The organism is Duganella sp. Root1480D1 (assembly GCF_001427305.1).
Lineage (GTDB): Bacteria > Pseudomonadota > Gammaproteobacteria > Burkholderiales > Burkholderiaceae_D > Rugamonas.
The window spans coordinates 544,716-567,413 of sequence record NZ_LMFZ01000012.1; the positions used below are offsets into that span (position 1 = coordinate 544,716).

Here is a 22,698-nt window from a genome sequence, read left to right on the forward strand (position 1 = left end):
TCGGGTTCTCCTTCTTGTGAAAACCCAGAGTATAACTCCGCGCCGCCGGATGCGTGATCCGGCGGCGCGGCTGACCTTATTTAGTCAGCCTGCTTGCGGAGGAAGGCAGGAATGTCGTAGGTTTCCATGCCCGATTTGGCCAGCGCATTCACCTGCTCGGTGGCCGACTCACGGCGCCACACGGCTGGCTGCTTCTGCACGTCGGAAGACACGCCGGAGAAACCTGCGTTGCCGAATCCGCCCACTGCCGCAGTTGCTGCGCCGCCGCCCAGGGCACCGTTGACGTTCAGCGGGTTGCCGCCGTGGGTACCGGTGCGCAGTTGCTGCTGCGGCACCAGTTGCACGTGCTTCTTGGCTTTACCCAGGCCGGTTGCGACCACGGTCACGCGGATATCGTCGCCCATTGCGTCGTCGTAGGCGATGCCTTGTGCGATCGACGCATCCGGTGCGGCGAAGGCGCGCACGGCAGCCATGACTTCCTTGATTTCCTTACCTTTCAGGCCGCGCGATGCCGTCACGTTCACCAGCACGCCACGGGCGCCTGCCAGGTCGACGCCGTCCAGCAGCGGGGAGGCAACTGCCTGCTCGGCTGCCACGCGTGCACGGTCCACGCCGGAAGCGGTGGCGGTACCCATCATCGCCTTGCCCTGCTCGCCCATGATGGTCTTCACGTCGTTGAAGTCGACGTTGATGTGGCCAGGCACGTTGATGATTTCAGCGATACCGGCAACGGCGTTGTTCAGGACGTCGTCAGCGTGTTGCAGCCATTCGATCAGCGATTCGTCTTCGTAGATTTCTTCCAGCTTTTCGTTGCAGATCACGATCAGCGAGTCCACGTTCTGCGACAGCGCTTCCAGGCCGGCTTCCGCAATGTCCAGGCATTTCTGGCCTTCGTGCGAGAACGGCTTGGACACCACTGCCACGGTCAGCGCGCCCTGCTGCTTGGCGATTTCCGCCACGATCGGTGCTGCGCCGGTGCCGGTGCCGCCGCCCATGCCGGCTGCGATGAACACCATGTGCGCGCCGCGCAGTGCATCTTCGATGCGGGTGCGGGATTCTTCTGCCAGCGCACGGCCGACGTCAGGCTTCATGCCCGCGCCCAGGCCGCTCGCGCCGATCTGGATAATGTTGCTTGCCTTCGAAGCGGCCAGCGCTTGTGCGTCGGTATTGGCGGCGATGAATTCCACGCCGCTCATGCCCTTGTTGATCATATGCTGGACAGCATTGCCGCCCGCACCGCCAACGCCGACGACCTTGATGACCGTTCCCAGTGTTGCGTTATCAACCATATCAAACTCCATGATTTACTCCTATCTAGAATGCGGTTTTCAAGCGCCAGGCCTCATAAATTTAGGAGAACTGGAGATTGAAAACTGCAGGGGTTTATTATTCAAAAAATTAGTATTAAAAGTTACCCAGGAACCATTCCTTCATGCGCTGCCAAACTGCCTTCACTGATCCATCCTGGCGCGTCACGATGTGGCCGCGCAGATACTGCTTCTTAGCTTCCAACAACAGGCCCAACACGGTCGCATAGCGCGGGCTGCGCACCACGTCGGCCAGTTGGCCGCGATAGTCCGGGGTGCCCAGGCGCGCAGGCTTGAGGAAGATGTCTTCCGCCATCTCCACCATGCCCGGCATGATCGAAGTGCCGCCGGTCAGCACGATGCCCGACGAGAGCACGCCCTCATAGCCGGACTCGCGCACCACTTGGTGCACCATCGCAAACAGTTCTTCCACACGCGGCTCGATCACCGCGGCCAGCGCCTGGCGCGACAGATTGCGCGGGCCGCGGTCGCCCAGGCCCGGCACTTCCAGGTGTTCGCCCGGATCGGCCAGCACTTGCTTAGCCACGCCGTAGCGGATCTTGATTTCTTCCGCTTCGCCGGTCGGCGTGCGCAGCGCCATCGCGATGTCGTTGGTGATCTGGTCGCCGGCGATCGGGATCACGGCCGTATGGCGGATCGCACCGTCGCTGAATACCGCCACGTCGGTGGTGCCGCCGCCGATGTCGATCAGCACCACGCCCAGTTCTTTTTCATCCGTAGTCAGCACCGCGTCGGCCGAGGCCATCGGTTGCAGGATCAGGTCCGACACTTCAAGTCCGCAGCGGCGCACGCACTTGACGATGTTCTGCACCGCGCTCACCGCGCCGGTGACGATGTGCACCTTCACTTCCAGGCGGATGCCGCTCATGCCGATCGGCTCGCGCACGTCGTCCTGCGAGTCGACGATGAATTCCTGCGGCACCGTGTGCAGCAGCTGCTGGTCGGTCGGGATGTTGACTGCCTTGGCGGTCTCGATCACGCGCGCCACGTCGGTGGCGGTGACTTCCTTGTCCTTGATCGCCACCATGCCGCTGGAATTGAAGCTGCGGATATGGCTGCCTGCAATGCCCGCGTACACGTTGCGGATCTTGCAGTCGGCCATCAGCTCCGCCTCTTCCAGCGCGCGCTGGATCGATTCCACGGTCGCCTCAATGTTCACCACCACGCCTTTTTTCAGGCCGCTGGATTCGTGCTGGCCCAGGCCAATCACCTCGTGGCGTCCATCGCCCATCACCTCGGCCACCACGGCCACCACTTTGGAGGTGCCGATGTCGAGGCCGACGATCAGGTTTTTAGCGTCTTTAGTCATCTCTATGCCCTGCTTTCAACGTTTCTTCGTATCCGACGGGATCTTCAATCCCGCTGCGCTCAAAGCCAGGCCGTTCTGGTAGCGCATATCAATCGTTTCAATATTCGGCACGCGGCTGGAAATCTGCGGCCAGATCCCGACCAGGCGCATCACCCGCTGATGCAGGGTGTCATGCGTTGCCTCGCGTCCCAGCGCCACACTGGCGCCGTTGTCCAACTTCACCGTCCACGCATAGCGCCCCGACAGCGCCACGCCCTTCGGCACCAGGCTGACCGGAGCAAACCAGGTCCTCAACTCGCCGTAGCGCGCCAGTACTTCCTTCTCGCTGCCATCGGGCCCTGAAAACTCCGGCAGCTCGTGATCTTCTTCCGCTTCGGCCAGGTTGGCGGTGAAGACATCGCCTTTCACCGACAACAGCCGCCCGTCTTCACCCCAGGTGCCGAGCGCTTCGTGCTCTTCCAGCGACACGATCAGCTGGTTCGGCCACTCGCGCCGCACGCTGGCGCGGCGTACCCATGGCACCGACTCGAACACCTTGCGCACCTGCTCCAGGTCGGCGGTGAAGAAGTTGCCGAGCAGCCGGCCCTGGGTGCCGTTGCGCAGCGTCAGGTGGTTCACATGCTTGAATTCCGACTTGTCCATGGTTTCAACGCGGATGGAGCGCAAATCGAATACAGGACGATTCGCCACCCACCACACGCCGGCAGCGGCGCAAGCCAGCACCGACAGCGCGACCAGGCCGCTGGCGGATGCATTCAAGGCTTTTACGTCGTGCCACATAGGGTTCTTCGGTCCTTTACTTCTTCAGCTTCAGCCGTGCGGTGCGCAGGATTTCCACGCACAGTTCTTCGTAGCTCACACCGGTCGCGCGGGCAGCCATCGGCACCAGCGAATGGCTGGTCATGCCTGGCGAGGTATTCACCTCCAGCAGGAATGGCTTGTGATCCCTGGCGCGCAGCAGCACGTCGACCCGGCCCCACCCCTCGCAGCCGACGGCGCGGTAGGCCGCCACGGCCAGGCGCTGCATTTCGTCCTGCATCGCCTGATCCAGCTGCGGCGGGCAGAAATACTTGGTGTCGTCGGTGAAGTACTTGTTCTGGTAGTCGTAATTGCCTTGCGGCGCCACGATCTCCACGATCGGCAGCGCGCGCGCGTCCTTGCCGGTGCCCAGCACGGCGACGGTGAATTCGCGGCCTTCCACGAATTCTTCGGCCAGCACGCAGTCGTCCAGCGCCGCGGCGGCATCGTAGGCGGCTTTCAGGCCGGCCTTGTCGCTCACCTTGGTAATGCCGATGGTCGAACCTTCATGCGGCGGCTTCATGATCAGCGGCAGGCCAAGGCGCGCCGCTTCCGCGTCCAGGTCGGAATCCGGGCCCAGCACCGCGTATTCCGGCGTCGGCAGGTTTTCGCGCAGCCACAGGATCTTGGTGGTGATCTTGTCCATGCCGACCGAGCTGGCCATGACGCCGGAGCCGGTATAAGGAATGCCCAGCAGTTCCAGCGCGCCCTGGATGCTGCCGTCTTCGCCGTAGCGGCCGTGCAGAGCGATGAACACGCGGTCGAATTTTTCAGCCGCCAGTTCGGCCAGCGAACGCTGGCCCGGGTCGAAGGCGTGCGCGTCCACGCCCTGGCTTTGCAGGGCCGCCAGCACACCGGTGCCGGACATGATGGAGACGTCGCGTTCGGCGGACAGGCCGCCCATCAGCACGCCTACCTTGCCGAATGCTTGCGCTTCTTGTGCAGTCAATTTCGTCATCGCGTCAAGCCTTCCAGTTCGTGAGTTTTGCTGGGACGCCACTGATCGAGCCTGCGCCCATCGTGAGCACGACGTCGCCATCGCGCACCACGTTCATGATCGTTTCCGGCATGTCGGCGATGTTTTCGACGAATACCGGCTCAGTTTTGCCGCGCGCGCGGATGGCGTGCGCCAGCGCGCGGCCGTCGGCGGCCACGACCGGCGCCTCGCCCGCTGCATACACGTCCGACAGCACCAGCACGTCGACCGTGCTCAGGACCTTTGCGAAATCTTCGAACAGGTCGCGCGTGCGGCTGTAGCGGTGCGGCTGGAATGCCAGCAGCAGGCGGCGGCCGGGATAGGCAGCGCGCGCAGCGGCGGTGGTCACTTCCATTTCAATCGGGTGGTGGCCGAAGTCGTCCACCAGGGTGAAGCTGCCGCCCGCTGGGATGGCCACTTCGCCGTATTTGGTAAAGCGGCGGCCGACGCCGGCAAAGCCTGCCAGGCCGGCCTGCGTTGCGGCATCAGGCACGCCGATTTCGCGTGCAATGGCGACCGCCGAGCAGGCGTTCTGCACGTTGTGCATGCCGGGCTGGTTCAGCACGATGTCCAGGTCCGGGAAGCCTTCCTGCAGCACGGTGAAGTGCATCTGGGTGCCGACTGCGCGCGCATTCACGGCGCGTACTTCGGCGTCTTCCGCGAAGCCGTAGGTGGTGACCGGCTTGGTCACCTGCGGGATGATGGCGCGCACGTGCGGGTCATCGACGCACAGCATGGCGCGGCCGTAGAACGGCAGGCGATGCGTGAAGTGCACGAAGGCCTGTTTCAGCTTTTCGAAATCGTGCTCGTAGGTTTCCATATGATCGGCATCGATATTGGTGATGACTTCGATCATTGGGGTCAGGTTGAGGAACGAGGCGTCCGATTCGTCCGCCTCGGCCACCAGGTATTCGCCGGAGCCCAGCTTGGCATTGGCGCCGGCTGCGGTCAGGCGGCCGCCAATCACGAAGGTCGGGTCCAGGCCGCCCTCTGCCAGCACCGATGCCACCAGGCTGGTGGTGGTGGTCTTGCCGTGGGTGCCGGCAATGGCGATGCCGCGCTTCAGGCGCATCAGTTCACCGAGCATCACGGCGCGCGGCACGATCGGAATCTTGCGGGCGCGCGCGGCAACCACTTCCGGATTGTCGGCCTTGACGGCGGTCGACGTCACAACCGCGTCGGCATTGCCGATGAAAGCCGCATCGTGGCCCTGGTGCACGGTAGCGCCCATGTCGACCAGGCGCTGGGTCACGGCGTTCGAACCGAGGTCCGAGCCGGAGACGTTGTAGCCCAGCGTCACCAGCACTTCGGCAATGCCGCTCATGCCGCTGCCGCCGATGCCGACGAAGTGAATGTTCTTTACTTTATGTTTCATGCTAGTGCTTCCAATTCTTGTGCGATGGCGTCATTCGCATCGCGCTTGCCCACTGCAAGCGCGGCGGCCGCCATCTTCTGGCAGGTGCTGCGGCTCAAGGTCTGCAACAGTGCTGCCAGGCTTTCCGGATTCAGTTCCGTCTGCGGCATGTGGATGGACGCGCCCTGCTTGGCCATCCATTGCGCGTTGTCGCGCTGGTGGCTGGTGGTCGAGACCACCAGCGGAACCAGCACGCTGGCTACTCCGGCGGCAGTCAGTTCCGACACGGTGATGGCGCCGGCGCGGCAGATCACAACATCCGCCTGCGCATATGCGCTCGCCATGTCGTCGATGAAGTCGACCACGTTCGCTTCCACATGCGCCTGCGCGTAAGCCGCGCGCAGGGCTTCAATATTCTTTTTGCCCGACTGGTGGGTCACCAGCGGGCGCTGTTCCGGCGCAATCTGCGCCAGTGCGGCCGGCAGCGCATCGTTGAGCGCCTTGGCGCCCAGGCTGCCGCCCACTACCAGGATGCGCAGCACACCGTCGCGGCCCGAGAAGCGCTGTTCCGGCGCCGGCAGCGCCAGGATTTCCTTGCGCACAGGGTTGCCCGTGACGACGGCCTTGCCGGCTACCGCGCCGAAATCGGCCGTGAAGCCGAAGAACACCTTCTTCGCCATCGGCGCCAGCGTCTTGTTCGACAGCAGCAAGCCCGCATCGGCGTTCACCAGGGCCAGCGGCACGCCGCGCAGCCTGGCCATCACGCCGCCCGGCACGCAGACATAGCCTCCCATGCCCAGCACCACGTCCGGCTTGCGCTTGCCGATGAAGCGGAAGCAGTCGATGAAGGCGCCAATCATCCTGAACGCACCGCTTACCGAGTGCGCCAGGCCCTTGCCGCGCATGCCGCTGAAGTGGACCACGTCCATGTCCACGTTGTGCTTCGGCACCAGGTCGGTCTCCATGCCATGCGAGGTGCCGAGCCAGGTCACTTCCCAGCCGCGGGCGCGCATGGCCTGGGCAATTGCCAGGCCAGGGAAAATGTGGCCACCGGTGCCGGCTGCCATGATCATCAGGCGCTTGGTCATACCCGCCCTCCCCGCATCATCTGGCGGTTCTCGAAGTCGATGCGCAGCAGGATCGCCAGGCCCACGCAGTTGATGATGATGCCGGTGCCGCCATAGCTCATGAGCGGCAGGGTCAGGCCTTTGGTTGGCAGCAAGCCGAGATTCACGCCCATATTGATAAATGTCTGTACGCCGATCCAGATGCCGATGCCTTTGGCGGCCAGGCCGGCGAAGGTCTGGTCCATCGCAATCGCCTGGCGGCCGATGTCGAAAGCACGCTTGACGATCCAGTAGAACATGCCGATGGTGACCAGCACCCCGATCATGCCCAACTCTTCGCCAATCACAGCCAGCAGGAAGTCGGTATGCGCTTCCGGCAGGTAGTGCAGTTTTTCCACGCTGGCGCCCAGGCCCACGCCGCCAATCTCGCCACGGCCGAAAGCAATCAGCGAGTGGGTCAGTTGGTAGGACTTGTTCAGGGCGTTCTCTTCTTCCCAAGGATTCAGGTAAGCGAACAGGCGCGCGCGGCGGAACGGCGACAACCAGATAATGGCCACAAAGATCGTCACCAGCATGCCGGCGATGCCGCCGAACCAGACCGCGTTGACGCCGCCCAGGAACAGGATGCCCATGGCGATGCAGACGATCACGCCAAAGGCGCCGAGGTCGGGCTCCAGCAGCAGCAACAGGCCGACGAAAGCCACCGCCAGCGCCATCGGTGCAAAGCCCTTGGACAGGCGGTGCATGAATTCCTGCTTGCGCACGGTGTAGTCGGCCGCGTACAGCACGATGAAGAGCTTCATCAGCTCCGACGGCTGGAACTGGAATAGCTTGAGGTTCAGCCAGCGGCGGCCGCCGTTGACGTTCACACCCAGGCCTGGCACCAGCACCAGGACCAGCGCCACCAGGGTAGCGATGAACAGGTAAGGCGCGGCCCTCTGCCAATCTTCCACGCGCACGCGGAACGCCACCGCCGCCGCCACGATGGCAATGGCAATAAAGATTGCCTGGCGCTGCACGAAGTAATGATTCTTGTAGGCGGCAAACTTGGGCGAATCCGGCAGTGCAATCGAGGCTGAGTACACCATCACCATCCCGAACAGCATGAGCAACAGCACCGACCATACCAGCGGCTGGTCGTAATCCATCATCTTCGAATGGCGTGCGCGTCCATCCAGCGGAGCTGGGGACTCGGAGCCACCGAAGCGGAATGGAAGCTGGATTGCCATCAGATCTCCTGCCCCGCATCAAGTGCGATCTCGCGCACGGTGTCGATGAACACCTGCGCGCGGTGCGCGTAGTTCTTGAACATGTCCAGGCTGGCGCAGGCCGGCGACAGCAGCACGGCATCGCCAGCATGGGCCAGCGCTGATGCACGCTTGGTGGCTTCTTCCAGTGTCGCGAAATCTTCCATCTTCACGCCGGTCGGTTCCAGCGCCGTGCGGATGGCCGGGGCATCGCGGCCGATCAGCACCACGGCGCGCACGAAGCGGCGCACCGGGTCGGCCAGCGGGTCGAATTCCTGGCCTTTGCCATCGCCGCCGGCAATCACCACCAGCTTTTGCTCGCTGCCGGCGAAGGACTGGCCCAAGCCCACCAGCGCGGCGACAGTTGCGCCAACGTTGGTGCCTTTGGAATCGTCGTAGTAATCGACGCCATTGATTTGCGCCACCAGCTCCACGCGGTGCGGCTGCCCTTTGTATTCGCGCAGGCCATGCAGCAGCGGAGCAAACGGCAGGCCGATGGCGCGGCACAATGCCAGCGCAGCCAGCGCGTTGGATGCGTTGTGAGTGCCGCGGATCTGCAACGCGTCGGCTGGCATCAATTTCTTGGTGTAGCACTCCACCGGCGGCGGCGGCGGGTCGTTCTTCTTGCGGCGCTTCGGCGGCTCGGCGTCGTCGGTCGGTTCGGCAGTGGCAAGCCAGTACACACCGCGCTCGCTGACGAGGCCAAAGCTATGCGCCAGTTCCGGCGCATCGGTGCCGAAGGTGACGTTCTCGCCGATCGGATTGGACATCGCCATGGTCCATTTGTCGTCGCGGTTCAGCACGCGCACGGTGTCGTCGCCGAAGATGCGTTTCTTGTCGTCGGCATAGGCCTGCATGCTGCCGTGCCAGTCCAGGTGGTCCTGGGTCACGTTCAGCACGGTGGCGGCGTCGGCATTCAGGCTGTAGGTCGTATGCAACTGGAAGCTGGACAGCTCGAGCACCCAGGCTTGCGGCAGGGTGTCGTTCTCCATGACTTCACGCAGCACGTCCAGCGCTGCCGGACTGATATTGCCGGCCACGCGCACCGACATGCCGGCGCGTTCGCACAACTGGCCAGTCAGGCTTGTGACGGTAGTCTTGCCATTGGTACCGGTGATGGCGATGACTTTCGGCGCATAGGCGCGGTCTTCCTTCAGCCATTTCAGCGCCTGAGCGAACAGTTCGATCTCGCCCCAGACCGGAATGCCCTTCTCGGCCGCCGCAGGGATGATCTCGGCCAGTTCCTTGTTCGGGCCCAGGCCGGGGCTGGCGCAAACGAAGTCCACCCCATCCAGCAGCGCCGCATTGAACGGGCCGGAAATGAACTGCGTGCCGGGCAACTGCTCGCGCAGCAGCGGCAGGCGGTCTGGCACCGGGCGCGTGTCGGCAACGCGCAGCAGCGCGCCGCAGCGCGCCAGCCAGTGCGCCATCGCCAGGCCCGATTCCCCGAGCCCCAGTACCAGTGCAATTTTGCCGTTATAGATCATCAGCGCAGCTTCAGGGTAGACAGGCCAACCAGGACCAGCATCATCGTGATAATCCAGAAGCGCACGACGACCTGGGTTTCTTTCCAACCCTTCTGTTCAAAGTGGTGGTGCAAAGGTGCCATCAGGAACACGCGGCGGCCAACGCCGTAGCGCTTCTTGGTGTACTTGAACCAGCCCACCTGGATAATCACCGACAGCGTCTCCGCAACGAAGATGCCGCCCATGATGAACAGGACGATTTCCTGGCGCACGATCACAGCGATCGTGCCGAGCGCGCCGCCCAGCGCCAATGCGCCGACGTCGCCCATGAAGACTTGGGCAGGGTGCGCGTTGTACCAGAGGAAGGCCAGGCCGGCACCCGCCATCGCACCGCAGAAGATGATCAACTCACCCGCACCAGGAATATGCGGGATGAACAGGTATTTCGAATAGGTCGCGGAACCGGTCAGGTAGGCGAACAGGCCCAGTGCCGAACCCACCATCACGGTCGGCATGATGGCCAGGCCATCCAGGCCGTCGGTGAAGTTCACGGCATTCGAGGTGCCGACGATCACACAGTAAGTCAGCGCGATGAAACCCCATACGCCCAGCGGATAGCTGATGGTCTTCACGAACGGCACGATCAGGTCGGCTTTCGGCGGCAGGTCCATCGAAAAGCCGGATTGCACCCATTGGAAGAACAGTTCGAACACCTTGGCCGGAGTTGGCGCCGACACCGAAAACGCCAGGTACAGCGCGGCGGCGATGCCGACCAGCGACTGCCAGAAGTATTTTTCAGCCGAGCGCATGCCCTCAGGATCCTGGCGCACCACCTTGCGGTAGTCGTCCACCCAGCCCACGGCGCCGAAGCCCATGGTCACGATCATTACAGGCCAGATCAGGCGGTTCGACCAGTCGCACCACAGCACAGTGGCGATGCCGACCGCAATCAGCAGCAGCACGCCACCCATGGTCGGGGTGCCGTGTTTCTTCAAGTGGGTCTGCGGACCGTCGGTGCGCACGGCCTGGCCGTACTTCATGACGGTCAGTTTGCGGATCACGGCGGGACCGGCGATCAGGCCGATCAGCAGGGCCGTGATGGTAGCCATCACGGCGCGGAAGGTGATGTAGTTAAAGAGGCGGAAAGCCCCAATGTCGTCCTGCAGGATTTGTGCAAGCCAGAGCAGCATGATTAGTGTGTTTCCTTTGTAGCGTGTTGCGATCCAATCAAATGCTGCACGACCCGTTCCATCTTCATGAAGCGGGAGCCCTTGATCAATACGGTTGCATCCGGCGTTACTGCGGCACTTACGGCCTGCAGCAGCGCGTCGAATTCCTGGTGGTGCTCGGCATGCGGCGCCATATGGGCGGCCAGCGTGCCGGTGGCGAAGAAGCGTTCAATGCCCTTTGTCGCGGCATAGGCAGCGACTTCTTCGTGAAACTCCTTGCCCTGCGTGCCGACTTCACCCATGTCGCCCAGCACCAGCACGCGCGGTGCCTTGGCCCTGGCCAGCACGTCGATGGCGGCGCGCACCGAGTCCGGGTTGGCGTTATAGCTGTCGTCGATCAGCAGCGCGCCATTGGCTGCCTGCTTCTTCTGCAGGCGGCCATTTACCGGCGCAAACGCTTCCAGCCCTGTGCGGATGGTGGAAGTGTCGATGCCGGCTGCATAAGTGCAGGCAATCGCGGCCAGCGCATTGCGAACGTTGTGTTCTCCGGCCGCCTGCAGCGATACGCTGAAGTGGCGCGGCACTGCGTCGGGTGCGGAGAAGGACGCGGCGGCGCCATGGCCGGCAGCTTGCGCGTTGGCCGCGGGACGCACGGTCACTTCCAGTTCGGCGCCGAAGTCGCCGGCAGTGTAGGTGCAGCTCACGTTGGCGGCGGCATCCAGGCCAAAGGTCAGCACGCGGCGGCCGACCGACAGTTCGCGCCAGACCGGCGTGAATTCGTCGCCATGCGGGAACACGGCTACACCCTCGCCGGGCAATGCAGCCAGCACGCTGCCGTTCTCGCGCGCCACCGCTTCCACTGTGTGCATGAATTCCTGGTGTTCGCGCTGGGCGTTGTTCACCATGCCGATAGTCGGCGCGGCGATGGCGCTCAGGCGGCCGATTTCGCCCGGATGGTTCATGCCCAGTTCCACCACGGCGGAACGGTGCGAAGCATTCAGGCGGAACAGCGTCAACGGCACGCCGATTTCATTATTCAGGTTGCCGCGCGTCGCCAGCCGGCCGTCTTCGCCATGGGCGGCAGCCAGGATGGAGGCGATCATTTCCTTGACAGTGGTCTTGCCGTTCGAACCGGTCACGCCGATCACCGGCAACGCAAACTGCCTGCGCCAATAATTGGCGATCTGGCCCAGTGCCGCCAGGGTGTCCGGCACCACGATGGCAGGCAGGGTCCAGCCTTCCGGCAGTTTTTCCACGACCACGGCGACCACGCCCTTGTCGACCACCTGCTGCAGGAAGTCGTGGGCATCGAATACCTCGCCGCGCAAGGCGACAAACAACTGGCCGGCGCCGGCCGTGCGGGTATCGGTCGAGACGCCGTCGAAGTCCAGCGCCAGCGCGGCGTCATTGGACAGCACGCCATGATGCAGGTGCGCGCCGCTCAGCGCCGGCAGGATATGTGCAATAGAGCTGCGCATCAGTGCGGCCTCATCATGGTAAGGCGTGCAGACAATGCAAGCTGCGCGTGCTCGGCATCCGAGAACGGCATCTTGCGGCCCTTGATTTCCTGGTAGGGCTCATGGCCCTTCCCTGCCAGCAGGATCACGTCCGCCTTGCCGGCATTGCGCACGGCGGACAGGATCGCCGCTGCGCGGTCTTCCACCGTCATGAATTCGGAATTCGGATGGTCCGGGTCCATGCCCGCCACGATCTGGCGAATGATGTCGGCCGGTTCTTCGCTGCGCGGGTTGTCGCTGGTGACAAGCACGTGTTCCGCCATCTGCGAAATCCCGCCCATTTGCGGGCGCTTGCCCGGATCACGGTCGCCACCGCAGCCGAACACGCACCACAGGTGGCCGCCGCGGTCGTCCGCTACGGAACGCAAGGCTTCCAGCGTCTTTTCCAGTGCATCCGGCGTATGGGCGTAGTCAATCACGACCATCGGTGCTTCCTGGCCGCCGATCTGCTGCATGCGGCCAGGGGCCGGCTGCAGCGATTCAATACCGTCGATGGCGGTGCGGAAGGCAATGCCTTTCGCCAGCAGCGCGGCCAGCACGGCCAGCGCATTGCTCACGTTGAACGGTCCCACGAGCTGGGTACGCACGTGGGCGTGGCCGAAGGTCGAATCCAGGTTGAATTCGGTGCCCAGGTTGCGGCTGCGCAGCGAGCTGGCGCGCAGCATCGAAATACCCGGCACATTCGGCTGCGCCTTGATGTCCTTCAGCGTGTAGCCGATGATGGCTGGTTTGCGCACCGCCTTGGAGGCCTTGATGTGCGCAACCAGGCGGTGGCCCATCGGGTCGTCCAGGTTCACCACCGCGTGCTTCAGGCCAGGCCAGTCGAACAGGATGGTCTTGGCAGCTTCGTAATTCGCTTCGTCGCCGTGGTAATCCAGGTGGTCGCGTGTCAGGTTGGTGAAGATCGCGACATCGAAATGCATGCCTTCGGTGCGGCCCTGGTGCAGGCCGATGGACGAGGCTTCGATCGCCAACGCATTGGCGCCGTCGGAATGCACTTCCTTCAGTTTGCGCGCCAGCAGCACGGCGTCCGGCGTGGTGTAACCGGTTTCGTCGAACTCCACTTCGCCGCGGGCGCGGAACATGCCGACGCCCAGCGTGCCGATAACGGCGGTCGTTTCGCCCACCTTGGCCAACGCCTGGCCGGTCCATACGGCGCAGGAAGTCTTGCCGTTGGTGCCGGTGACGGCCACGGTGAACATGTTCGCATCGGGCTGGCCATACCAGGCGTGCGCGATCGGGCCGGCCTGTTTCTTCAAGCCCGCCACGGCGAGCTGCGGCACAGCATGAGCGGCATCCCAGGCGTAGCCGGTATCGTCGTACACCACGGCCGCGGCGCCGTTGGCAATTGCAGCGGCAATGAAAGTACGGCCATCCTTGGCATCGCCAGGATAGGCAAAAAATACGTCGCCGGCCTTGACGCGGCGCGAGTCGGACGCCAGTTGCGCATTTGGCGCAACTTCACGCATCCAGTTGATAATTTCTTGGTGGTTCATCGTAGTCATTTACATGGCCTCCGGTCCGGTGTCCGCCGGCACCACGATTTCGGTGACGTTGGAATCAGGAGGCACATTGGAGGCGCGCAATGCGTTGATTGCGACTGCCGCGAAAGTTGGTGCTGCGACCGAACCGCCAAAGTGGCCGTTCTGGGTCGGTTCGTCGATCATGACTGCAATGATGAAGCGCGGCGCCGACATCGGCACCATGCCGACGAAGGAACCGATGTATTTGCGCGGCATCGCATAGCGGCCGTTCTCCACCTTGTAGGCGGTGCCGGTCTTGCCGCCCACGCGGTAGCCCGGAATCTGCGCCTTCTTGGCAGTGCCGTCCTTGCCCGATACCACGGACTCCAGCATTTCGCGCATCTGCGCGGCGGTCTGCGGTTTGATGATCTGCTGGCCCAGCGGCTCTTTTTCCACCTTCTCAAACGACAAAGGAATGGTGTCACCATTCCGGGCAAACATCATGTAAGAGCGCGCTAGCTGTATCAGCGACACCGAGATACCGTTACCGTAACTCATGGTCGCCTGCTCGATCGGCCGCCATGATTTATAGGGCCGCACCCTTCCCGCCACCGCCCCGGGGAAGCCCCACTTCGGTTGCTGGCCAAAGCCGACTTTTGTGAACATCTCCCACATTTCCTGGGACGGCATGCTAAGTGCGATTTTCGAGGTGCCGATGTTGGACGACATCTCGATAATCTGCGACACACTGATTACTCCGTGCGCCTTGGTATCGGAGATCGGACGGTCAAAGATCTGCAAGCGGCCGTTGCCGGTATCGATCAGCGTATTCGGTTTTACGCGGCCAGTGTCCAACGCCAGCGAAACCGTGATCGGCTTCAGCGTGGAACCCGGTTCAAAAGAGTCCGTCATCACGCGGTTGCGCAGCTGCGCACCGGTCAGGTTACGGCGGTCGTTCGGGTCGTAACTAGGGTAATTGGCCAGCGCCAGCACCTCGCCGCTATGCACGTCCAGCACCACTGCGCCGCCAGCCTTGGCGCCGAAGTGCTCGACTGCGGACTTCAATTGGGTGTAGGCGATGTACTGGATCTTGCTGTCCACCGACAGCACGACATCCTTGCCGTTATGCGGCTCGACCTTGCCGCCAATGTCTTCCACGATGCGGCCGCGGCCATCCTTGATGACACGGCGCGAGCCCGGCTTGCCAACCAGGTTGGCCTGCTGTGCCAGTTCCATCGATTCCTGGCCCTTGTCGTCGACATTGGTGAAACCGACCAGGTGGGTCATCACCTCGCCTTGCGGATAGAAGCGCTTGTATTCAGGGCGAATATCCATTCCGTCCAGGTCCAGCGCCTTGATCTTGTCGGCCACCTCCACTTCGACCTGGCGTTTCAGGTAGACCAGGTTGCGATCGGAGTCCAGCTTCTTGCGCAGTTCGGACTCGCTCATTTCCAGCAAGCCGGCCAGGGCACGAAGTTTTTCTTTCGGCGCAGCCAGCAATTCCTCCGGCGCAGCCCAGATGGCGCGCACAGGGATGGACGAGGCCAGCACCTGGCCATTACGGTCGGTGATCTTGCCGCGCACTGCCGGCAGTTCCTGCGTGCGCTGGTAACGGTTTGCGCCTTCCTTCTGGAGGAATTGCGACTGGGTCGAAGTACCCTGCAACCAGACCGCACGCGCAGCCAGCGCGCCGAACGCGATAAACATCCCGAACAGCACGACGCGCGAGCGCCAGCTTGGCAGGCGCACCGCCAATACTGGGCTCTTGGAGAAGGCCACGCCCTGCGAGCGTGCCACGCGTGCCGTTCCGGTTCCGCCGCTGGAGCGCATCACTTTTCGCCCTCCGTCAGGTATTGGGTGCGGTTCGGCGTGAGCTGGGTCATATTCAGTTCACGGCGTGCGATTTCTTCGATACGGGCGTGCTTGCCCAGCGTCGACTGGTCGAGCTGGAGCTGGGCCCACTCGGTATCGAGCTGGCGCGCCAGCGCTTCCGCACGTTCCTGCTCCACGAACAGGTGGCGAGCCTGGTATTGCGCGTTAACGGCCGACAGGCCGCAAGCGACCAGCAATGCCGTCAGCACGATGTTCACCTTGTTGCTCATGGCACGCCTCCGCTTGAAGGCAGGCGCATGGCAACCCGCATCACGGCCGAACGGGCGCGCGGGTTTTCATCCACCTCTTTGTCGGACGGCTTGATGCGGGCCAGCAGTTTCAACTCCGGCTGCGGCAGGTCGGCCGCCTTGATCGGCAGGCGCCGGTCCGGCTGCTCCACCTTGGCCTTGGAAGCGAGGAACTGCTTGACCATGCGGTCTTCCAGCGAATGGAAGCTGATGATGGCCAGGATGCCGCCCGGTTTCAGGGCGTCGAATGCCTGGCTCAGGGCCGATTCGAGGTCCTCAAGCTCTTTATTGACGAAAATCCGGATAGCCTGAAAGGTGCGGGTGGCCGGATCTTTGCCCTTCTCGCGAGTCTTGACCGCGCCTGCCACGATACCGGCAAGCTGTCGTGTGCTTGAAATTGGCTCGACTGCCCGGCGAGCAACAATCGCCTTTGCAATCTGAAAAGCAAACCGTTCTTCCCCATAATCCCTTATCACCTTTTCCAGTGTTTTTTCTGATTCCGTGGCCAGCCACTCGGCAGCGGAGATACCACGCGTGGTATCCATGCGCATGTCGAGCGGGCCATCGTTGCGGAAGCTGAAGCCGCGCGCAGCATCGTCTACTTGTGGTGACGAGATGCCGAGGTCCAGCAAAATGCCGTCGACGGCGGGAATGCCGCGTTCGGCCAGCGCATCCGCCATGGTGGCGAAGCTGTCGTGCACGATGGTGAAACGCGCATCGTCGATGGTTTCGGCGTTGGCGATAGCTTGCAGGTCTTTGTCGAAGGCGATCAGGCGGGCTTCCGGGCCCAGCCGGGACAGGATCAAGCGGCTGTGGCCGCCGCGGCCGAAGGTGCCATCTATATAGATGCCGTTGGCGCGCGCGCCGGCCAGGTCGAGCGCATCCACCGCTTCATCTAACAGCACCGTGCGATGCTGGAACTCTGGCACCGAGGTCGTCGTCATATTGAACCGGGCCTCAGAAGGAGAAATCGGACAGGGTATCGGGCATGCCTACCTCGATGGTGGCTTGCTCGTTTTCGGCGCGCTTGACCGGATCCCAGATCTCGAAGTGGGTCAGCATGCCGGACAGCACGACTTCGCGGCCAAGGCCGACGGCGTCGCGCAATTCAGGGGCAACCAGGATGCGGCCGGCGGAATCCATCTCGACGTCGGCGGCATTGCCCAGCAGGATGCGCTGCCAGCCGCGGGCCGACATCGGCCACGAAGCGATCTGGTCGCGCTTGGCTTCCCAGACGTGGCGCGGGTACATCAACAGGCAGCCGTCCGGGTGTTTGGTAAGCGTGAGCCGTCCTTCGCACTGGATCATCAGTGCGTCACGATGCTTGGCCGGGATGGACATCCTGCCTTTCGCATCTAATGTGATCGCGGACGCGCCTTGGAACACGACTTAACCTTATCTAAAAAATCCCACAAAACTACACTTTTTCACACTATCGCCCACTTTAGAGGATGCTCACAAGGTGGTCAAGCGATTTTCCCAAGCAAAAACAGCGATTTGTCCAATGAAATTAAGGACTTAGCGGCATTCCTTGAGAAATAGCCGAGATAAAAACCATTGAGAAATTAGGGACTTATGAAAGATAGTGAAAGTGCTACTTCACGTGCAGAGGTGGCCAAACGCGCAGAAAATGACTAAAAATAAATTTGCAAATCGGCGTTTGCTTGTCTTAAGGCAAGGACACTTGATCAATTTAACAACAAGTGCCGCAGACCCGCAATGGCGGGAGAATGAAGCCTGCCGCGCCTTGCGCGCGATCTGTACCCTCAAAAAAACATGCCGCCCAGTGTGGACTGGGCGGCAACTTGTATAGACAAATGGCGATGCCGCCGCTTGCCTACATTATACGGCTTGAGACACTTGTCACTCGTAAGTGACGCCTACCGTGACGCCGCTGAACGGCTGTTTCGCTTCCAGCGTGATGTAATACCACTGGTTGGCCACCGGGCTTGCGATGCTGATATTTTCAGCATTGCCGGCATTGGTGGAAGCGTAATCAAAGGAGGTGGTGCTCGGATAGCGGTTCAGGGCCACGTACATGTCCATATTGCCGCTGCCGCCCGCACTCATGATCTTCACGTTCCTGGCGCCGGCCGGCACGATCAGGTGCAGGTAGGTGCGCGAACCGGACGACAGGTTGCGGATGGCGCAGTTCTTGCCAAGGTAGGTCGGCGAAGCCTGGCCGCTGCAAGTTGGCAGGTTCGACACGCTGTCCGGCATTGGCGGTTCGCCGGCCGTGGTGGCCGCGTCGGCCCAGGCCGTGAACTCGTTGTCGTAGCGGGTGCCGATGTCGCGCATGAAGTCGTTGTAGCGCGCGTAATCGCCAACACGGAACTTGGCCAGCACCTGGTCCACGTCGGAACGATGGCGCTCCATCATGAAGCGGGTCGCCATATAGCCCCAGCGGTAGGCACGGTCCTGGTAGTCCGCCATCGAATACGTATTGCCGAAGATGTCGCTCAGGCGGTACTTGCGGCTGCGCGCCATGTCGATTGCCGGCTGGTTGTTATTCTTCAGCGACAGGTATTCCGCGACGCCTTCGATCCACCACACGGTCGGCACGGAAGTGCCCTGGCCGAAATCGCCGTACATGTCGAAGCGGCCGTCGATGTAGTGCACGAATTCGTGCTCCAGGTTCCACACCTTGAAGGTTGGGCGCAGCCACGAAGCCTCGTGGGCGATGAAGCGCGCCTGGTTGCCGACCACGGAAGGATCGCCCTCCAGGTACATGCCGCCGTTGTTGGTGTCGATGCCGTAGATTACGCCAGCGTACTTGCTGTAGTTGGTGTAGTCGTCGAATACCACCAGCTCCAGCGCGGTGTTGTTGTCATGCGCAACCGGAGTGCGGTTGGTCTGCAGCATGGTGTGGGCATAGCCCTCTTCCGTCGCCAGTGCGGAGCAGATTTCCTGCACCTGGGCCTGGGTTACGTCCTGTGCGCGCAGGCGCAGGGTCGGGCTGCAGTTGTAGCTGGTCTTCAGCACCGCATTGGCCAACTGGTCTTCGTAATTGCACACGCCGTACTGGGAGCAATTGCCGCTGTCGTAGTACTTCACGGCCTGCGCAGCTGCCAGCCACATGCCGCTGTCGGCGCCCAGCATGGTGCTGCTGTTCAGGGTGTTTTGCACCATCGGCTTGACCTGCGGTTTCAGCCCGGCGTACTGCATGAAGCGGAAGGTCTCGTTCGCCGCATCGGTCAACTGGTAGCCGGCATTGGAATTCAGCAGCGCCGCCTTGTTGTTGGTGATGAAGGTGTACAGCGTGTTGGCGTAGGAGATATCGTTCGACAGCGTGGTGCCGACATCAGGCGAAGTATGGCCGCGGAACAGCACGGTCAGCGCGCCGGTCATGCCGCCACCGGCACTGTCCTGCTTCAGCGCTTCCGCTTCCGTCGCCGAGGACGAGGTATTGGTGAAGCGCGCCACGGTAGCTTTCGCATCCGGCAGGAACTGCACCTCGTCGTGCATATTGGTGACCAGCTTCCAGGTTTCGCCTGCGGTGGTTGGCGCCACGGAGTTGTTGGCGTACAGGGCACTGCCGCGCACCAGGCCGTGGATGGCCGTGCGCAGCGGTGCGCGTACCGATTCGGTCAGCGCCGGAATGGTGCCGCCGCTGGCCTGGTAGTAGCCGGCGCGCAGGTAAAGCACCAGGTTCACCAGCTTCATGTTGGAGCCGTTGTAGCTGGCTGCCTCGCTGGCCAGGCGGCTGGCGACAGCGCTCACGTTAGCGCTGGAATAGATGCTGGTGGCCAGCGCCGGCGCAGCGGAGAACAGCGGATAAGTGCACTCGTAGTCCGGCAATGTAGCCACGTATTCGGCCAGTGCTGCGCCGCTGTAGCTGGCCAGGGTATTCATGTCCTTGCACTGCGGCGTTGCGGACATTGGCGCCATGCTGGTTTTCAGGCTGCGCGGCATCAGGTCATTGCGCGGCTTGCGCGTTGGCGCCAGGTCGTACTTGCTTTGCTCCAGCGTGGGCGGCAGGGATTGCCGCTGGTGCGGCGCGGGCGGCTGGTGCAGCTTGTTACCGCTATCCGCATGCGCTTGCGCGGCGAGCAGCAGGGCTGCTGCGCCGATTGCTTTCAACATCATGTCTCCACCTCTTCTGTTATGTAATGGGAGCGCCCATGCTAACGAGGAGAGGTGGCACGATTTCAAGCGTGCGCGCCGTTATGGTGATTTCGCCGATTCAGCTAACGTGAACTGCACAGGCGATGGACGAAAAAGCCACAGGTGGACGCGAGCCGGAACCGGTGCGGAACTGGCTTGGCGTATAACCCGTCATCGATTTGAACTGGCGGCTGAAGGCGCTATGGTCGGTGTAGCCGCATTCGCGCGCAATGTCGGCAATGCTGCGGCCCGGGTAGGCCTCGATCAGCGCCAGCGCGCCTTCCAGCCGCGATTGCAGCAGCAGCTGGCGCGGGCTGTAGTGGAACACTTTCTGGAACAGGCGCTCCACGCGCGCCAGCGACAAGCCTTCCTCGCGCGCCAGGTCGGCCAGGTTCAGTTGCATGTGGAAGTTCTCGCGGATGCGCTGCGCGATGCGCGCCACCTGGCGGTACACCGGGTGCTGTTCGTCGACCAGGCCCAGGTCATGCGAGGTGCCGACCAGGCCCACGATGTCGCCTTGCTCGTTGCGCAGCGGGGCCTTATGGGTCAGGCACCAGCCGCGGCGGCGGTTCGGGTACAGGTGCAGTTCCAGGTGCTTCTCGATGGTGGCGCCCATGTCGATCACCTGCCGGTCCTGTGCCTCATAGGCTGCGGCCAGCGGGCGCGGATGCACGTCCATCACGGTCTTACCGAGGATATCGGACTTGTTGCGCAAGCCGCAGCGGCGGGCCAGCGTATTGTTGACGGCCACATAGCGGCCATCGCGATCCTTCACAAAGAAGGCTACTTCGGTCATCGCGTCGAACAGTTTCTCGATCGCGTCCAACTCCACGTTCCAAGGACGGTCCGTCATAAAGGTGTCTCCCATGCTTTGGCGCGCTCTGTGGCGCGATTCCATTTTGCCAGCAACTCGGCCCGCTGGTCATCCCCCATCGCTGGAGTGAAGCGGCGCTCGCAGGCCCACTGCGTGGCGATTTCTTCCTGCGATTCCCAGAAACCGACAGCCAGGCCGGCCAGGTAGGCGGCGCCCAGCGCCGTGGTTTCCGTCACCTTCGGACGCAGCACGGGCACGCCCAGCAAGTCGGACTGGAACTGCATCAGCATGTCGTTGCGGGCGGCGCCGCCGTCGGCGCGCACTTCCGTCACCGGCATCGAGGCATCCTTCTGCATGGCGGCCAGCAATTCGGCGCTCTGGTAGGCGATCGATTCCACGGCAGCGCGCGCGATGTGCGCCTTGTTGCTGCCGCGCGTCAGGCCAACGATGGTGCCGCGCGCATAGGGATCCCAGTGCGGCGCGCCAAGTCCGACGAAGGCCGGCACCAGGAATACGCCGCCGCTGTCCGGCACGCTGTTGGCCAGCGCTTCCACGTCGCTCGACTGCTGGATGATGCCCAGGCCGTCGCGCAGCCACTGCACGGTGGCGCCGCCCATGAAGACCGAGCCTTCCAGCATGTAATCCGTCGCGCCGTCGACGCGCCAGCCTACCGTGGAGAGCAGGCGGTTGTGCGAGGTGCGCGGCTGGCGGCCGGCGTGCATCAGCATGAAGCATCCGGTGCCGTAGGTGTTCTTCACCATGCCAGGCTGGTGGCAAGCCTGGCCGAAAGTGGCGGCTTGCTGATCGCCGGCGATACCCGCCACCGGGATCGCATGGCCGAACAAGGCTTCACGCGTGGCGCCTATTTCCTCGCTGGAGGAAACCACCTGGGGCAGCATGGCTTCCGGGACGTCGAACAGCTGCAGCAAGTCCGCGTCCCAGCGCATCAGGTGGATATTGAACAGCATGGTGCGCGAGGCGTTCGACACGTCGGTGACGTGCACGCCGCACAGCTTCCAGGCCAGCCAGGAATCGATGGTGCCAAAGCAAAGGGCTCCCTTGCGCGCACGTTCGCGCGCACCGGGCACGTGGTCCAGGATCCATTTGACCTTGGTGGCGGAGAAATAGGCGTCCAGCTCAAGGCCGGTCGCTTCGCAGATCATTTTCGCCTTGCCGGCGGCGCGCAGCTCTTCGCAGTAGTCGGCAGTGCGGCGGTCCTGCCACACGATGGCGGGCGCGATAGGCTCGCCGGTCTTGCGGTCCCACACCACGGTGGTTTCGCGCTGGTTGGTGATGCCGATGGCACGCACCTTTTTTACGTCGAAGTCCTGCAGGACCTTGCGGGCGACGGTGATCTGGCTGTTCCAGATTTCGTTGGGATCGTGTTCAACCCAGCCAGGCTGGGGGAAGTGCTGGGGAAATTCCTGCGCCGCGCATCCTGCGATTTTTCCTTCGTGGTCGAACAGGATGGCGCGTGAACTGGTTGTGCCCTGGTCCAGGGCGAGGATGTATTGAGTCATCTCTCAAGAATTAGTTGAAGCAAGCCGATAGGCCGGATTTTGTTACGGCACCCGAAGGTGCTATGACAGCCATTCCTCTAGGCGACGGATTACTCCGCCGCTCAAGCTTTCTACCCGCACGCTCCGCGAGCAACATCATCGCGTGCCTATTTGAAATTGCACCAGGTGGAGGTTACCGCGTTTCACCGTAACTTAATACGCTCGTCTCTGTGGCCCTATTCCTCGCCTTATACCATTGCTGGCTTTCAGCGGACGGCCGTTAACCGTCACCCCGCTCTGTGGAGTCCGGACCTTCCTCCCGCCCATGTCTTGCGACATGAGCCAGCGGCTGTCTGGCTTGCTTCGGGCGATATTCTACATTATTTACTGCCGGGGTCAGGTCCCGACACCTGACACGGCACAGCCGTGTTGGGTGTTGGGCCCTGACTCCGTCCATATAATTTGGT

Annotated in this window: 18 protein-coding genes and 1 other RNA gene; all 19 read right to left on the minus strand. The window is 62.6% G+C overall.

The features are described 5' to 3' along the window. Positions 1-80 precede the first annotated feature (80 nt). Complete coding sequence (ftsZ, locus tag ASD58_RS14845) at positions 81-1,301, minus strand: cell division protein FtsZ (protein WP_057261920.1); 1,221 nt, start codon at positions 1,299-1,301, stop codon at positions 81-83. A 103-nt stretch (positions 1,302-1,404) separates the two neighbouring features. Further along, positions 1,405-2,637 (minus strand): cell division protein FtsA, encoded by a 1,233-nt coding sequence (gene ftsA / locus ASD58_RS14850; protein WP_055932698.1) that lies wholly within the window; start codon positions 2,635-2,637, stop codon positions 1,405-1,407. A 15-nt stretch (positions 2,638-2,652) separates the two neighbouring features. Next, a complete protein-coding gene (locus tag ASD58_RS14855; RefSeq protein ID WP_057261921.1) occupies positions 2,653-3,417 on the minus strand; it encodes a cell division protein FtsQ/DivIB in 765 nt (254 codons plus the stop codon). Between the two features lie 16 nt (positions 3,418-3,433). After that, positions 3,434-4,393, minus strand: coding sequence for a D-alanine--D-alanine ligase (locus tag ASD58_RS14860; protein ID WP_057261922.1), 960 nt, complete (start codon positions 4,391-4,393; stop codon positions 3,434-3,436). Between the two features lie 4 nt (positions 4,394-4,397). Beyond that, positions 4,398-5,786, minus strand: a complete 1,389-nt coding sequence (gene murC, locus ASD58_RS14865) for a UDP-N-acetylmuramate--L-alanine ligase (RefSeq protein WP_057261923.1) — start codon at positions 5,784-5,786, stop codon at positions 4,398-4,400. Beyond that, the gene (murG, locus tag ASD58_RS14870; protein WP_229209986.1) at positions 5,783-6,853 is read right to left on the minus strand and encodes an undecaprenyldiphospho-muramoylpentapeptide beta-N-acetylglucosaminyltransferase; all 1,071 of its coding nucleotides are present in this window, start codon (positions 6,851-6,853) and stop codon (positions 5,783-5,785) included. Before murG ends, murC begins: the two co-directional genes overlap by 4 nt. Further along, positions 6,850-8,061, minus strand: coding sequence for a putative lipid II flippase FtsW (gene ftsW, locus ASD58_RS14875; protein ID WP_057261924.1), 1,212 nt, complete (start codon positions 8,059-8,061; stop codon positions 6,850-6,852). Before ftsW ends, murG begins: the two co-directional genes overlap by 4 nt. Next, positions 8,061-9,566, minus strand: a complete 1,506-nt coding sequence (gene murD / locus ASD58_RS14880; RefSeq protein WP_057261925.1) for a UDP-N-acetylmuramoyl-L-alanine--D-glutamate ligase — start codon at positions 9,564-9,566, stop codon at positions 8,061-8,063. Before murD ends, ftsW begins: the two co-directional genes overlap by 1 nt. Then, complete coding sequence (gene mraY / locus ASD58_RS14885) at positions 9,566-10,735, minus strand: phospho-N-acetylmuramoyl-pentapeptide-transferase (RefSeq protein WP_057261926.1); 1,170 nt, start codon at positions 10,733-10,735, stop codon at positions 9,566-9,568. The genes murD and mraY overlap by 1 nt, the downstream gene beginning before the upstream one ends. Before the next feature lie 2 nt (positions 10,736-10,737). Next, entirely contained in the window at positions 10,738-12,192 is a 1,455-nt protein-coding gene (gene murF / locus ASD58_RS14890) for a UDP-N-acetylmuramoyl-tripeptide--D-alanyl-D-alanine ligase (protein WP_057261927.1), read from the minus strand. Next, positions 12,192-13,727, minus strand: a complete 1,536-nt coding sequence (locus tag ASD58_RS14895; RefSeq protein ID WP_156401305.1) for a UDP-N-acetylmuramoyl-L-alanyl-D-glutamate--2,6-diaminopimelate ligase — start codon at positions 13,725-13,727, stop codon at positions 12,192-12,194. The genes murF and ASD58_RS14895 overlap by 1 nt, the downstream gene beginning before the upstream one ends. 9 nt (positions 13,728-13,736) lie before the next feature. After that, the gene (locus ASD58_RS14900; protein ID WP_057261929.1) at positions 13,737-15,524 is read right to left on the minus strand and encodes a penicillin-binding protein 2; all 1,788 of its coding nucleotides are present in this window, start codon (positions 15,522-15,524) and stop codon (positions 13,737-13,739) included. Continuing rightward, positions 15,524-15,796, minus strand: coding sequence for a cell division protein FtsL (ftsL, locus tag ASD58_RS14905; RefSeq protein WP_057261930.1), 273 nt, complete (start codon positions 15,794-15,796; stop codon positions 15,524-15,526). The genes ASD58_RS14900 and ftsL overlap by 1 nt, the downstream gene beginning before the upstream one ends. Next, on the minus strand, positions 15,793-16,758 hold the full coding sequence (gene rsmH / locus ASD58_RS14910; RefSeq protein ID WP_057261931.1) for a 16S rRNA (cytosine(1402)-N(4))-methyltransferase RsmH: 966 nt from the start codon (positions 16,756-16,758) through the stop codon (positions 15,793-15,795). The genes ftsL and rsmH overlap by 4 nt, the downstream gene beginning before the upstream one ends. A gap of 13 nt (positions 16,759-16,771) precedes the next feature. Then, positions 16,772-17,200, minus strand: a complete 429-nt coding sequence (mraZ, locus tag ASD58_RS14915) for a division/cell wall cluster transcriptional repressor MraZ (protein WP_057261932.1) — start codon at positions 17,198-17,200, stop codon at positions 16,772-16,774. Positions 17,201-17,677: 477 nt separating this feature from the next. After that, the gene (locus tag ASD58_RS14920) at positions 17,678-19,900 is read right to left on the minus strand and encodes a M9 family metallopeptidase (RefSeq protein ID WP_057261933.1); all 2,223 of its coding nucleotides are present in this window, start codon (positions 19,898-19,900) and stop codon (positions 17,678-17,680) included. Positions 19,901-19,997: 97 nt separating this feature from the next. Continuing rightward, positions 19,998-20,771 (minus strand): AraC family transcriptional regulator, encoded by a 774-nt coding sequence (locus tag ASD58_RS14925; RefSeq protein WP_057261934.1) that lies wholly within the window; start codon positions 20,769-20,771, stop codon positions 19,998-20,000. Beyond that, positions 20,768-22,252 (minus strand): glycerol kinase GlpK, encoded by a 1,485-nt coding sequence (glpK, locus tag ASD58_RS14930; RefSeq protein WP_057261935.1) that lies wholly within the window; start codon positions 22,250-22,252, stop codon positions 20,768-20,770. Before glpK ends, ASD58_RS14925 begins: the two co-directional genes overlap by 4 nt. Positions 22,253-22,264: 12 nt before the next feature. After that, positions 22,265-22,596: RNase P RNA component class A (rnpB, locus tag ASD58_RS15730), an RNA gene on the minus strand. Positions 22,597-22,698 lie beyond the last annotated feature (102 nt).